The organism is Psychrobacter sp. Ps1 (assembly GCF_022129425.1).
Taxonomy (GTDB): Bacteria; Pseudomonadota; Gammaproteobacteria; order Pseudomonadales; family Moraxellaceae; genus Psychrobacter.
This window is the reverse complement of the sequence record NZ_JADQAN010000022.1, coordinates 1-13561: the sequence shown is the minus strand read 5'-3', so window position 1 is coordinate 13561 and position 13561 is coordinate 1. Positions and strand designations below refer to the sequence as shown.

The following is a 13561-nucleotide window of genomic DNA, read 5'->3' as shown; positions in this document are numbered from 1 at the left end:
ATGTATTCGAATCTTATTATTAATCGTTGATACAAGCGAAAAATAAACACCAAATCCGAAATCATTGATCATATAAAAACCAGCAGTATCTAGAGTAAAAACGAGGAATATCGCATGACAGACTATTCAGAACAGAACACTCAGCAGCCCTACAACCGTGCGGACGAGCCGCCCACGACTGTGCGCCCTGTTATGCAACCTGACAACCCTTATGCCAGTACACGCGGCAGCATTACGAGTAAGCAGCTACCAGCATTTGATGAAGCAATCATCAATAAGTACAATCGCTCAGGGCCACGTTATACCTCTTATCCGACAGCTCTAGAGTTCGCACCAATACCAGATAACCTTGAAACAAACAGCTTTGAAGCTATTGGTCTTGAGACAAAAATCCTGCAAAATCGTGAAGCGCGTGCTCCCTTATCATTATATTTTCACATACCGTTTTGCCGCCACCTTTGCTACTACTGTGCTTGCAACAAGATCATTACCAAAAAAAATAGCGATTCTGGCGATTACTTACAGTATTTGATTGCTGAAATTACCCATAAATGCCGCTTGTTATCTACGCCAGAAGGCAGCGACAAACCATTAGTCAAACAGCTACATTTGGGTGGTGGTACACCAACGTTTTTGCGTGACGAAGAGATGGTGCAGTTGTGGGAGTTTTTACAAGCTCAGTTTGAGTTTTTGCCAGAAGATGAAGGTGACTACTCTATTGAGATTGACCCTCGTGAGCTGAGTGAAAACACTCTAAAGATACTGCGTAATCTCGGTTTCAACCGTATTAGCTTAGGCGTGCAGGACTTGGATGAAACGGTGCAAATCGCCGTTAATCGTGTGCACTCAGCAGAGCTTATTGAAAGCGTGCTAACAGAAGCACGTGAGCTTGGTTTTCGCTCTATCAATATTGATTTGATTTATGGTTTGCCGCATCAAACGCCTGATACGTTGGACAAAACCGTAAATCGTATCATCGAGATGTCGCCAGATCGCCTGTCGGTCTTTAACTATGCGCATTTGCCTGAGCGATTTAAAGCTCAGCGTCAGATAAAAGATGAAGACTTGCCAAGCCCAGCTACCAAACTGACGATGCTCGGCAGTACTGTTAACACATTGACCGAAGCTGGCTATCAATATATCGGTATCGATCATTTTGCCAAACCTGATGATGAATTGGCTGTCGCACAGCGTGAAGGCAAATTACATCGTAACTTTCAGGGTTACACCATCATGGGAGATTGTGACTTATTAGGTTTTGGTGTCTCATCAATCAGTCAAATTTCTAATGCCAATACGCGCTATATGTTGCAAAACGATACTGATCTACAGAGCTATCAAGCCAAGATTGATATGGCTAAAATCAATCCGACTGTCATGCCTGCGGTAAAGTATATAAAAACCTCTATCAAAGACCGCTTGCGTGAGTACGTCATCATGAACCTACTATGTCATGACTATCTCGATTTTAAAGATGTGAATCAAAAATTTGGTATCGATGCCATCACCTATTTTATTAATGAGATTCAGCAGTTGGGCGCTATGCAAGACGATAGACTGATTGATATGGATGCAGCAGGTATCCGCGTCTTACCTAGAGGTCGCTTGCTTGGCCGTAACGTCGCCATGGTATTTGATGAATATTTAGAAAAGAAACATCAAAACCGCTTTTCGAAAGTTATCTAAGTTAGCGAGTCATTCCTCAATTATTAAACATAAAAAAGACCTCAAGCGAGGTCTTTTTTTATTATTGCTGTGGCTTTTTAAACTTTTAATTTATCACCGACCATACCTTTTACGGTACTTAAGATATCTGCTGGTAGTACCACCATTTTGGAGTTATCGGACTCAGCCAACTCTCGTATCGCCTTGATATATTGCTCACCAAGTAAGTATACAATCGGCATCTCTTCCTCACCCATCGCACTAGTAATCAAACGAATCGATTCTTCAGAACCTCTGGCTAGTACCACCTGCGCTTCAGCATCACGGCGTGAAGCCTCCAAGCGACCATCCGCTTCTAAGATAGCAGCTTGCTTTTGACCATCAGCACGGGTCACGGTTGCACGGCGTAAACGCTCTGCCGCTGCTTGCTCTTCCATGGATGCTTGCATGGTCTGCGAAGGGTTAATGTCTTGAATCTCTACCGTCTTAAGGGTAATACCCCAATCTGCGATATCTTCTGAAATCGCATGTTTTAGCTTGGTTTTGATCTCGTCGCGACTAGACAATGCGCTATCAAGATCCATCTCACCAATGATCGAACGTAGCGATGTTTGCACCAGATTACGGATACCGTATTCATAATCTTCAATACCATAGACCGCTTTATCAGGACGCACGATATTAATATAAGCGACAGCGTTTGCAATGATAACGACGTTGTCACGAGTAATGACTTCTTGTGACGGAATATCAAGTACGATGTCTTTGGTCGTTACCTTATAAGCCACATCATCTACATAAGGGATGATGAGGTTGAGTCCAGGCTCTAGCGTTTGGCTATATTTGCCCAGTCTCTGCACTACCCATTTATAACCTTGCGGTACAATACGTACGCCTTTAAACACGGTGAATACCACCAGTGCAATCAATACCACCATGACAATACTAAAGCTTTCCATAACTCATCCCTTATTATTATACCTGCATACTTTTATGCATCGCTGCCTGCGCTTTTGTACTGCTCACAATCAGCTCGTTACCCACGATATCCGTCACTACCACTCTATCGCCGATTGCCACCTGCTCCCCTCTCGTACGGCACATCCATTCAGCCGCACCAACGATAGGAACACTAAATCTAACTGTGCCAGCTTTATCTAGCTGCGGTGACACGATAATCATTCCGACCTCACCAACTATGACACTACCGCCTAGCCCAGCTTTGGTACGATCTACTGACAACGGTTTGATAAACTTAAACCAAGCTAGCAAAAACACAGCAGAGAGCACTAACCAGACGATAATCTGAACAGAGACAGAAATAGGCAACAGCCATGATAGCGCTGCAACGATGATGGCAGCGGCACCAAACCACAGACTGGCAAACGTCGGTACAAACATCTCGACTATTAGTAATAAGAAGCCCAATACTAACCAATGCCAAGGTTCAATCATCCAAAGTATCTCCATCCTTGCCACCATTCCTATCTTTATCATTCCAGTTTTTAATGTAGCACATTTTTAAGGATAACAACGCTTTAACGATAATGATATATTACTTATTGGATGCTTATAAATTACTAACTTAAAGTCCTTAACATAAATTTTAAGCGAAAAAAAACGACCACTTAAAGTGATCGTTTCTTTATTATAGCTGTTTGCTAAAAGCTTGTTTTCTAAATAATTAGAACTTTAAGTTAGCACCAACAGTAAGCAGCTTAGTATCTGCATCACTATCCATCATGGCATATTCTGTTTCAACATTGAAGTTAGGATTCACCGCATAGCCAAGACCGATGCCACCAGCAATACCAGTATCACTCACTGAATCACTGCTACCGTCGTTAAAATCAGCTTCTAGCTCTGTTTTAGCGATACCAAGCTTACCTTTGGCATACAGTGCAGTATTTGGGAACGTGTAACGATAAGTACCGTACGCACCATAAGTTTTCGTATCATAATCGCCAGCATTATTGTCTAGATCAGCATCATCTGAACCAACATATTCAACTTCCATACCAAAATTAGGATCGAAGTTATAACCAGCATACACACCATACGCAGTTGGATCGTCGCCGCTTACATCATTATCGAACTGACCAATCTTAGCACCAACATACGGTTGACCTGTATAGCCGTTACCATAATTAACGGCAGCTTGTGCACCTACAGTAAGTAAAGAACCAGTTGCTAGTGCAAGTATAGTTTTTTGTAGAGTTTTCATTATTAGCTCCTTCAAGTAAATTTGGACAAACAAGTTATTTAGTTGTATTGACCATTTGGCCGTATCGCCTTGTTTGCTAACGATGGGTACATAGTAACAAACTATTTCAGACACTCTGTCAGTGTTTAATGGTATGAGAGTTAAGATTTGAAAGCATTTGTCAGTGCTCGGGTTACAAAGGCCTAGATATGAAACCTTTTGTTACATCCACCCAGTTTATGCAATAATCCGTACTCATTTCACAGTTTTCTTGCTAGACAAATCGGCTAAATATGGCTGATATAACAATAATTAGAGAGAGAAAATGCAAAATTCCATCACTGAGCGTTTGCAAACTGCACTTGCAGACTTAAAAGCAAAGCAGCAGCATCGTCAATTACCAAACCTGCAGCACGACGGACGATACGTCGTCAGGGAAGCTAAGGCTTTACTCAATATTGCGAGTAATGACTATCTGGGTCTAGGCGGCGATACCGAGCTGCAAGCTGAGTTTCTAGTTCAAGTGGGACAGCTATCTACTACGCACACTCCTAAAATGAGTGCCACTTCCTCACGTCTACTGACAGGCAATGATATACAGTTAGAAGCTCTAGAAGAAGAGCTGCAAAACTGGTATCACAGTGCTATAGAAAAACAGAGTTTAACCAAATCCAAGTCGGTGCTGGTGTTGAACAGTGGCTACCACGCCAACCTAGGTATCTTGCCAGCATTGACAGCTTTGCCAGTCAAGACGCTCATTTTGGCTGACAAGCTAGTACATGCCAGCATTATCGATGGGATGCGCTTGAGCCAAAGTAAACTTGTCACCTATCGTCGTTACCGTCACAACGATTACGAGCATTTGGCCAAGTTTATTGAACAAGCAGACGAGACGGTTGAACGCATCATCATTGTCACCGAGAGTATATTTAGTATGGATGGTGACCGTGCCGACTTGCCTCAACTAGTACAAATAAAATCCAAAGATGCTCGTATTGAGCTGTATGTCGATGAAGCACATGCTGTTGGAGTGCTTGGCGATACAGGTCTAGGATTGGCGGAAGAAACGCATACCTTAGCGGATATTGACTACTTGGTGGGTACCTTTGGTAAAGCATTTGCTTCAATGGGTGCTTATATCATGTGTGATGAAGTCGTCAAACAATGGCTGATCAATACCATGCGTCCACTGATTTTTAGTACTGCACTCCCTCCTATCAATCACGCATGGACACGATTTATTTTAGCAAAGATGCCAACCTTAACTGACCAACGTGCGCATCTAGCACAGTTGTCTACCACGCTTAGCCAAGCCATTGACCCACGGCACCGTGTATCGCCAATTTTGCAAGAGATATATTATCAATCCCCTATCGTTCCTTATATATTGGGTGATAACGCGAGTACCCTTGCCAAAGCGCAACAGTTGCAAGCAGCTGGATTTTACGCGCTGCCTATCAGGCCACCTACTGTGCCTACAAACACTGCTCGCATTCGTTTAGTTATGAATGCCAAACTGACTAACGAAGACTGCGAGCGACTGATACAGCAGTTGTAACCTTATCGTTTGACACAAACTTTACTCCTACTATTGATAGATAACTGGCGCACTTGGATGTAATGAAGCCTATGACAACATTCGACACAGCTGATGACCTCAGTGTTAGAAAACAAACCATCGCTCGCCACTTTGCCAATGCAAGCGACTATGACCAGCATGCCAATATTCAACAGACCGTTTGTCATTATTTATTAGACAGTATTGCTCATACCAAACAAAGTAGTGTGTTGGAAGTGGGTGCAGGCACAGGTCAGATGACGCGCCTACTCGCTAATCATATACAAAGCGAGCACTGGCTCATTAATGAGTTATGTACTGAGCAGAGTGCTACATTGCAATCAATACTACCTGCTGCTGACGTAATGATTGGTGATGCTGAAACGATAGATTTAGCAGAAAATCATAGCTTGATAGTCAGTGCCAATGCCGTGCAATGGTTTGATAGTCCGTTGAGTTTCATCACACAATCCGCGCAGCGTCTACAACCTGGAGGACAACTGGTCTTTAGTACTTTTACGCCAAATAACTTTTTGCAAATTAAAACTCTTACTGGCCAAGGACTTCACTACCCAGATATTGACGAATGGCAATTGGCATTAGATAGTGATGGCTTTGAGAATATCGAACTTTCTATTAAGCGCTTTGATTTACCATTTCCTACCCCCTACGCTATCTTAAAGCATATGAAACTCACTGGTGTATCGACCAATCAAACGCAAGTTAAATCAGAAGATACTCAAACCTTTATATGGACCAAATCGCGTCTACAGCAATTTGAGTCAGACTATTGGCAGCAATTCTCAGAAAAGAATGAAACAGGACAGCTCGTGGTTAATTTAACCTATGAAGTGCTCATAGTAAGCGCGTTTAAACTATAAGCACGCATCTTATTCATAAAAAAATAGCTAGCAGAAATAGTAACCGATAGGAAAAATAGCCATAAAAAAACGCACCCCGAAGGATGCGTTTTTTAATTTAACTAGTTAATAGCCGTATTATTTTTTATCTTCGTCTACTTCAGTGAACTCAGCATCAACGACGTCGTCATCAGCTTTGTTGCTACCAGCATCGTCTGCACCTTGTTGGAACTGGCTAGGATCCATACCTTCTGCACCAGCGCCGCTATCAGCATAGATTTTTTGGCTGATTGGCAAGAATGCATTGTCTAATGCTTCAAGCTTAGCTTTGATTTCGTCATGATCGTCTTCTTTCGCCGCCGCTTCAAGCTCAGTGATGGCAGATTCTACTGTTGATTTTTCTTCATCAGTCACTTTATCTTCTGCTTCTTTCAGCGCTTTTTGTACCGCATGGATACGACCATCTGCTTCGTTACGAACTTGCGCTAGGTTAGCGAACTTCTCATCTTCAGCAGCATTGGCTTCTGCATCACGAACCATTTGTTCGACTTCTTCGTCCGACAAGCCAGAATCCGCTTTAATCTGGATGCTTTGTGCTTTACCAGTACCTTTATCAGTTGCTGAGATGTTCATGATACCATCAGCGTTGATGTCAAAAGACACTTCGATTTGCGGTAGGCCACGTGGTGCTGGTGGGATATCCGTCAAGTCAAAACGACCAAGCATTTTGTTTTGGTTAGCGATTTTACGCTCACCTTGATATACCTGAATCGTTACTGCTGGTTGGTTGTCTTCAGCCGTTGAGAATACCTGTGATTTCTTAGTAGGAATCATGGTGTTCTTCTCGATAACTGGCGTCATGACACCGCCCATCGTTTCGATACCTAGAGTCAATGGCGTTACATCAAGTAGCAATACGTCAGTTTTGTCACCAGACAATACGGCACCTTGAATCGCTGCACCAGCTGCAACTGCTTCATCAGGGTTCACGTCTTTACGTGGCTCTTGACCGAAGAAGTCTTGTACTTTTTGCTGTACTAGTGGCATACGAGTCTGACCACCAACCAAGATTACATCGTTGATGTCGCCAATTTTTAGGCCAGCATCTTCAAGTGCAGTCTTACAAGGACCCATTGTACGTTGTACTAATTCTTCAGTTAGGCTCTCTAGTTTCGAGCGGCTGATAGTAACAACCAAATGCTTAGGACCACTGCTATCAGCAGTGATATATGGCAAGTTTACTTCAGTGCTTTGTGCACTTGATAGCTCAATCTTCGCTTTTTCTGCCGCTTCTTTTAGACGCTGCATCGCAAGAGAGTCACCTTTTAGGTTCACGTCTTGCTCTTTTTTGAATTCAGCCACTAAGAAATCAATCAATGCTGAGTCAAAGTCTTCACCACCTAGGAAAGTATCACCGTTGGTCGCTAGTACTTCGAACTGTTGCTCGCCGTCTACGTCTGCGATTTCGATAATTGAGATATCAAAAGTACCACCGCCCAAGTCATATACAGCAACAGTGCTATCGCCTTGCTTCTTGTCCATACCATAAGCAAGTGCAGCAGCAGTTGGCTCATTGATGATACGTTTTACATCAAGACCAGCGATTTTACCCGCATCTTTGGTTGCTTGACGCTGTGAATCATTGAAGTAAGCAGGTACAGTTACAACTGCTTCAGTCACGCTCTCACCAAGATAGTCTTCTGCTGTTTTCTTCATTTTTTTCAAGATTTCAGCAGAAACCTGTGGTGGCGCAAGCTTTTTACCGTTGATTTCTACCCATGCATCGCCGTTGTCTGCTTTAGCGATTTTGTAAGGAACCATGCCGATATCTTTTTGCACGACTTTGTCATCAAAACGACGACCGATCAAACGCTTGATCGCAAACAAAGTGTTGCTTGGGTTGGTTACTGCTTGACGCTTAGCTGACTGACCAACAAGCGTTTCGTCATCTTTATAGGCGACGATCGATGGTGTTGTACGCGTACCTTCAGCATTTTCGATGACTTTAACTTTGTCACCTTCCATTACTGCTACACACGAGTTAGTAGTACCTAAATCAATACCAATTACTTTACCCATAATCAATTGCTCCTAATTTGTTTTTAACTATAAATACTTATTTATCCAGACCGTAGTCGGTCACTTGTTGCTATATATCGGTTTACCCGTCGTATTTTTCAAGGCAATAATCACGCAAAAACTATGTTTCATGTCATTTTTTTTGAAAAACCTTCATATTAGTAGGGTTTAGCCCTAAAAATATTACTGACCAACACGAACCATAGCTGGACGTAATAGACGACCGTTTAGGCTATAGCCTTTTTGTAAGACCGTACCCACTGTATCTGCCGCTGCTTCTGGGTCAATACCCACTGCTTCATGGAAGTCAGCATTGAATTTTTCACCTTGTGGATCGACCACTTCTACGCCGTTTTTGGTCAATACTGCAACCAATGCTTTGTGCGTTAATTGCACACCCTCAGCGACTGGATCATTGGCATCGGCATTTTCGATAGCGCGCTCTAAGTTGTCAACGATGTCTAACAATTCTTTAGCAAATTTCTGTAGTGCGAATTTTTTGCTCTTATCCGCTTCTTGCTCCATGCGTTTTTGCGCATTGTAAGCTTCAGCATTAGCGCGTGCAGTACTTTCTTTGGCTTGTTTTACTTCGCCTTCTAGCTCAGCAATACGCGCTTTGAAAGTATCAAGGTTGATTTCGTTTTCGATAGTCGTTTCTTCACCTGAATTATTCTGTGGATCAAACTCTTTCATGGTTTCTTCTAAGATACTGTCATTGTGATCAATATTCTCATGTGCCACATTTTGGTCAAGATTTTCGTGGTTCGGGTTTTGCTCGCTCATGATAGCTCCTTGAAATTTCAATAATGAATATTAAGAGACGGCACAGTAGACCGAATAATTACTGGTCCTACTATGCCATTATTAAATGCTCGATGTTTCTAACTCATTGTTTTTTTAATACGCTTCAATAGCTGCTTGATAAAGGTGATAAGGACAAATTTCAAGCCTAGAGCAAAGGAATTTTTACCATTTACGACAAATATTCGTGAAGTCTGGTTAAAGAGATGCATCTAACGTTTTTACTCCATGTCAATAAATCTCAATATTTGCTCACAAAAAGAACAAAAAACCACTATTTATTCCAATTGCTTTACGCTTATTAATCAAGCTATTACCAAACGATACGCTATTATTCTGCTAGCTATTTTATCATTGCTATAAATATTATCGCCCACACTCAAATGCACGCTAAAAATCATTTATGAGAGCTGTTATGTCTAATTCAAAAAATTTATCTATCAATACTTTGCTTAATAAAGCATTGATGACATTGCACTTAGCGTCAAAAGAAAATCCAGCGTCAAGAGAGTCATCGAACCAAGATGCACAAACGTATGACTCATTAGAAAAACGTCTGAGCGTTAAAGAAAAAATACTCGCTTATAACCCTGTAGCAAACTACCAGCCGCATACATTGCACTATGCAATGAAAAGTCTCGGTTACTTACCAGACCCTATTTTAGAAGGGGTGATTGGTTACCTAAAAGGTCCTAATTCAAAACAATATTTGCATGCAAACGCTCATCTGCGTCTTATCCTTGCAGTAAATAGCTACCTTAAAACACCGTTAGAACTAACTCCAATGCCGGAATTGCGTGAGAGGTTTACTGCTGATGCGGTAGCCATGCAATCACCTAGAGTATGGCAGCAAGCCTGTACTACTATGCTAAGCAATATAAAGCCCTTCACTAAAAAAAGTGATTCACCTGTTAGCTGGAAAGATGAAACGATTGCCAATGCAGATGATGGCGACATGACTGTTCGTTGTTATAAAGCAGGCGGCAAAAAATCTGGTTTTAGAAGAAAACGTATCCATAATCCTGATGAAACAGTCATGCTGTTTTTTCATGGTGGCGGGTTCTGCATTGGTGATGTCGATACACATCATGAGTTCTGTCATGCGGTCTGTGAGCAGACTGGCTGGTCTGTGGTTAGTGTCGATTATCGCTTAGCCCCTGAATGTCCCGCTCCAGCAGCATTAAAAGACTGTATCACTGCATATGCTTGGTTGGTTGAAAACTCTGACAAATTAGGTGCATTACCCTCTCGTATCGTCTTGGCAGGTGATAGCGCAGGTGGTGGTCTATCAACTTTAATTGCGCAGCAGCTGACAGCACCGAGCAAAAGCGCATGGGCAGACCTAGGGATAGAAGGTCAGAAAATGTTTAATCTATTAGAAAAACTACCCGAACCTCTAGCGCAAATGCCCTTGTATCCAGTCACTGATATTGAGACAGATTATCCTAGTTGGGAGCTATATGGTGAGGGTCTACTATTAGATCATGCTGATGTAGCAGTATTTGATGCTGCTTGTTTGGAAAATAGTCCGCTGCCTCGTCTACATATACTGAACTCACCTATGCTGGGTGATAATAGTAAAGTTTGCCCAACTTACATTGTAGCTTCTGAGCTCGATGTATTACGTGACGAGGCATTTGCTTATGCAAAGCAGCTGAGAGGTTATGGCGTTGCTGTAGAGACCTATACTGTGCTTGGAGCACCGCATGGCTTTATACACTTTATGAGTGTTCATCAAGGTCTTGGACAAGAGACAAGCAATATTATTCATGGCTTTAGCAGCTTTGTACGTGAAATCATCAATACACAATCCCAGTTAGCTGCATAAACCGTTAGTTATTTAGTTAGCCAGCTAATTAATGATTTGTATAACTGATTAATTGGTATTACCAGATAGCGTAATCAACCAAATCTCTGAGCGCGATCCCAATCGAAAGGGAATGCCCCAAAAACCATAGCCAGAGGACACGACAAAGTGTCCTTTACCAATCTGCTCATAGCCATAGCCTAATCTATTAATAGCATTGACGATGAAATTAGCGGGGAATACTTGACCGTTGTGGGTATGTCCCGAGACTTGTAAATCTATAGGTAATTGACTGTGATTATCTATATCACTCGGTCTATGGTCTAACAATATCACTGGCTGCGACGTATCTACTTGCGTCAGCAGATCGGTAGTTGCTACACGTTGACGTTTATGATTATCAAAACGTCCAACTAACCATACTGGTTGACCCTCATGCTCGATACAGAGCACCTCATCGTTTAACAATTGTATACCTGCATTTTGCAGCGCTTCGCTAATAGGTCGCTCATGACCATACAAATCATGATTACCCAATGTCGCATAGACACCACGTGGCAGACTACTGCACAATTCTGCTAGGTTTTGCTCCATATGATATTCATTAAAGGCCTCTGTATTATCATCCATAATATCCCCTGGCATCAGCAGCATATCTGCACCAGAGCGAATCATAAGTTGTTGCAATCTATCTATGGCTTTTACACCAAATAATCGGCCTATGTGCAAGTCACTAGCGACTGCAATGCGTAGCGGCTTGGTTAAAGGTTTATCTATATTAATAGACAGCTTGCGTATAACAGGAGCATAGGCACTATATAACGAATAAATAAATAGTCCGATAAATAGGAATAGTGCTAGTACTCTTAGCCCTATAGCCATCTCATTCGATTGGTGCAACGTACTACCTGATAAAGCAACTACTAGCAGATACCCTCCGTAAAATAGACTCACTGCCAACGCCGTCAGTATCATAAAGTGCATGATTAGCATCCACCCACTAATCCAACGATAACTGTTGGCAAATGCTCTTTTTACGCTCAATACTAGTAGAGCATTAGTAATAATAAATACACTGACCCATATCGTCGTTTGCAATGTTGGCGTCATCCAAGGCTGGAGCCACCACTGTATACTTAATACTGTACCCAGACTGAACAGCTGTAATAGCAAAAAGATAGTGAAGAAAAATGCGTAACGCATGGACTGCCCTTAGACATAAATACGGTTTGATAAGTGATTATCAGAAAATAAACTCTAATGTTTCACATGAAACAACTGCTATATAACTATTTCTGACTTCCTAATGCTTGCTGGAGTGTCGAGTGTTTGAACGAATAACCTGCATCCAATAGCGCTTGTGGCAGCACCTTTTGACCATCGATAAGTAAGGTCGACATTTCGCCAAACATCAGCTTAAGCAAAAACTCTGGTAAAGTAAAAAAGGTTGGGCGATGTAGCCATGAGCCAAGTGCTTTGGTAAAAGTATGATTGGTCACAGGATTCGGAGCAGTAAGGTTATATACGACTGCATTTGTATTATTTGCGGTACTGTTTGCAGTCTTAATAGTGCTATCATTAATAGGCGCATTGTCTTGGGCTAAGCTTTCAATGTGATTAACGTCTGATTCTTTAGTAAGTTTAAGCTGCTGCTCAATAATAAAGATGACCGCACTAACCCAATCTTCACGGCTAATCCAGCTCATGATTTGTTGTCCATCACCCAACTGTCCACCGACACCAAATTTAAAGGGTAGTAATAATTTAGCCACCATTCCGCCCTCAGGATGAATAACCACCCCTGTTCTGACGATAGCCACAGGAACATCGTGTTCGGTCGCTTTAAGCGCTAATTGCTCCCATTCATCACATAGTGTATGAGCAAAATCCGTCTCATAATCGCTGTTTTCAGTCAGTGGCTTGTCGCCCTGCGTGCCATACCAGCCAATCGCTGATCCGCTCACCAGTAACTTGGGTTTGGTACTAGCACGTGCGATAACATCCAATATCGACTGAGTAGGTTTGATACGGCTCGCCATCAACTGCTCTTTACGATCATCGCTCCAACGAGAGTCAGCAATCCCAGCACCTGCCAAATTCAATATGACATCAAAGCTCATATCAGACATCGCAAGCTCGTCATAAGTCATCATATTGATATCATCGGGATGTGGTTGACTGCTATCACGAGTTAACCAAGTAATCGTCACGTCTTTATTCTGCGCGCGATATCGTGCCATTAGCTCTCGACTAAAAGCACTTCCCAAAAACCCTGAACCACCACTAATCAAAACATTCATACCCTACTCCCTATATGCCTCAAATATCGCCAATATGACTGATCGTTAAATTATTTATTGTTGAAGTACTTATCGTTCAATAAAAACCAGACCGTTACAACCATCGTCTGCTTTTTTGTGGTTTTTATCAAAACGACTTTTACATACTTTTGGTAAAGGAAGGTGAGGAATGAAAGGTTTACGAGGTCAAACATTGCACTTTGATAATTACTACCCCACTCTCAACTTGAAATAAGCAAATCAAACTGAAGAGGCGGATTACCAAGTTTTTTGTTGAGTACAAAGCAT

At 42.1% G+C, this 13561-nt stretch carries 11 protein-coding genes; 4 read left to right on the top strand and 7 right to left on the bottom strand.

Annotated features, from left to right (window positions below; all coding sequences use genetic code 11):
- Window positions 1–114: 114 nt before the first annotated feature.
- Window positions 115–1686 (top strand): oxygen-independent coproporphyrinogen III oxidase, encoded by a 1572-nt coding sequence (gene hemN / locus I3249_RS10925; protein WP_238069978.1) that lies wholly within the window; start codon window positions 115–117, stop codon window positions 1684–1686.
- A gap of 77 nt (window positions 1687–1763) precedes the next feature.
- Here the strand turns inward: hemN and I3249_RS10920 are convergent, their stop codons facing one another.
- The 3 genes from I3249_RS10920 to I3249_RS10910 all read right to left on the bottom strand — a co-directional run bounded on the left by I3249_RS10920 (window position 1764) and on the right by I3249_RS10910 (window position 3889).
- Entirely contained in the window at window positions 1764–2624 is an 861-nt protein-coding gene (locus I3249_RS10920) for an SPFH domain-containing protein (RefSeq protein WP_057762202.1), read from the bottom strand.
- Window positions 2625–2640: 16 nt separating this feature from the next.
- Complete coding sequence (locus I3249_RS10915) at window positions 2641–3120, bottom strand: NfeD family protein (RefSeq protein ID WP_057762204.1); 480 nt, start codon at window positions 3118–3120, stop codon at window positions 2641–2643.
- Between the two features lie 229 nt (window positions 3121–3349).
- Window positions 3350–3889 carry a porin family protein gene (locus I3249_RS10910; RefSeq protein WP_102078619.1) on the bottom strand — a complete coding sequence of 180 codons (540 nt, stop codon included), beginning with the start codon at window positions 3887–3889 and terminating at the stop codon, window positions 3350–3352.
- A 304-nt stretch (window positions 3890–4193) separates the two neighbouring features.
- Here I3249_RS10910 and I3249_RS10905 point away from each other — a divergent pair, with 304 nt between their 5' ends.
- Both I3249_RS10905 and I3249_RS10900 read left to right on the top strand, forming a co-directional pair.
- Window positions 4194–5426 (top strand): 8-amino-7-oxononanoate synthase, encoded by a 1233-nt coding sequence (locus I3249_RS10905; RefSeq protein WP_238069977.1) that lies wholly within the window; start codon window positions 4194–4196, stop codon window positions 5424–5426.
- Window positions 5427–5497: 71 nt separating this feature from the next.
- The gene (locus I3249_RS10900; protein WP_238069976.1) at window positions 5498–6307 is read left to right on the top strand and encodes a methyltransferase domain-containing protein; all 810 of its coding nucleotides are present in this window, start codon (window positions 5498–5500) and stop codon (window positions 6305–6307) included.
- Between the two features lie 117 nt (window positions 6308–6424).
- Here the strand turns inward: I3249_RS10900 and dnaK are convergent, their stop codons facing one another.
- Window positions 6425–8365, bottom strand: coding sequence for a molecular chaperone DnaK (gene dnaK, locus I3249_RS10895; RefSeq protein ID WP_057762214.1), 1941 nt, complete (start codon window positions 8363–8365; stop codon window positions 6425–6427).
- A 183-nt stretch (window positions 8366–8548) separates the two neighbouring features.
- Window positions 8549–9148, bottom strand: a complete 600-nt coding sequence (grpE, locus tag I3249_RS10890) for a nucleotide exchange factor GrpE (RefSeq protein WP_238069975.1) — start codon at window positions 9146–9148, stop codon at window positions 8549–8551.
- 433 nt (window positions 9149–9581) lie between these two features.
- Here grpE and I3249_RS10885 point away from each other — a divergent pair, with 433 nt between their 5' ends.
- Window positions 9582–10994, top strand: coding sequence for an alpha/beta hydrolase (locus I3249_RS10885; RefSeq protein WP_238069974.1), 1413 nt, complete (start codon window positions 9582–9584; stop codon window positions 10992–10994).
- 48 nt (window positions 10995–11042) lie between these two features.
- Here the strand turns inward: I3249_RS10885 and I3249_RS10880 are convergent, their stop codons facing one another.
- Both I3249_RS10880 and I3249_RS10875 read right to left on the bottom strand, forming a co-directional pair.
- Window positions 11043–12176, bottom strand: a complete 1134-nt coding sequence (locus I3249_RS10880) for a metallophosphoesterase (RefSeq protein ID WP_238069973.1) — start codon at window positions 12174–12176, stop codon at window positions 11043–11045.
- 86 nt (window positions 12177–12262) lie between these two features.
- Window positions 12263–13273 carry a TIGR01777 family oxidoreductase gene (locus I3249_RS10875; protein ID WP_238069972.1) on the bottom strand — a complete coding sequence of 337 codons (1011 nt, stop codon included), beginning with the start codon at window positions 13271–13273 and terminating at the stop codon, window positions 12263–12265.
- Window positions 13274–13561 lie beyond the last annotated feature (288 nt).

Coding starts and splice junctions, on each gene's coding strand:
- hemN (WP_238069978.1), top strand. CDS start 115: ATGACAGACTATTCAGAACAGAACACTCAGCAGCCCTACAACCGTGCG.
- I3249_RS10920 (WP_057762202.1), bottom strand. CDS start 2,624: ATGGAAAGCTTTAGTATTGTCATGGTGGTATTGATTGCACTGGTGGTA.
- I3249_RS10915 (WP_057762204.1), bottom strand. CDS start 3,120: ATGATTGAACCTTGGCATTGGTTAGTATTGGGCTTCTTATTACTAATA.
- I3249_RS10910 (WP_102078619.1), bottom strand. CDS start 3,889: ATGAAAACTCTACAAAAAACTATACTTGCACTAGCAACTGGTTCTTTA.
- I3249_RS10905 (WP_238069977.1), top strand. CDS start 4,194: ATGCAAAATTCCATCACTGAGCGTTTGCAAACTGCACTTGCAGACTTA.
- I3249_RS10900 (WP_238069976.1), top strand. CDS start 5,498: ATGACAACATTCGACACAGCTGATGACCTCAGTGTTAGAAAACAAACC.
- dnaK (WP_057762214.1), bottom strand. CDS start 8,365: ATGGGTAAAGTAATTGGTATTGATTTAGGTACTACTAACTCGTGTGTA.
- grpE (WP_238069975.1), bottom strand. CDS start 9,148: ATGAGCGAGCAAAACCCGAACCACGAAAATCTTGACCAAAATGTGGCA.
- I3249_RS10885 (WP_238069974.1), top strand. CDS start 9,582: ATGTCTAATTCAAAAAATTTATCTATCAATACTTTGCTTAATAAAGCA.
- I3249_RS10880 (WP_238069973.1), bottom strand. CDS start 12,176: ATGCGTTACGCATTTTTCTTCACTATCTTTTTGCTATTACAGCTGTTC.
- I3249_RS10875 (WP_238069972.1), bottom strand. CDS start 13,273: ATGAATGTTTTGATTAGTGGTGGTTCAGGGTTTTTGGGAAGTGCTTTT.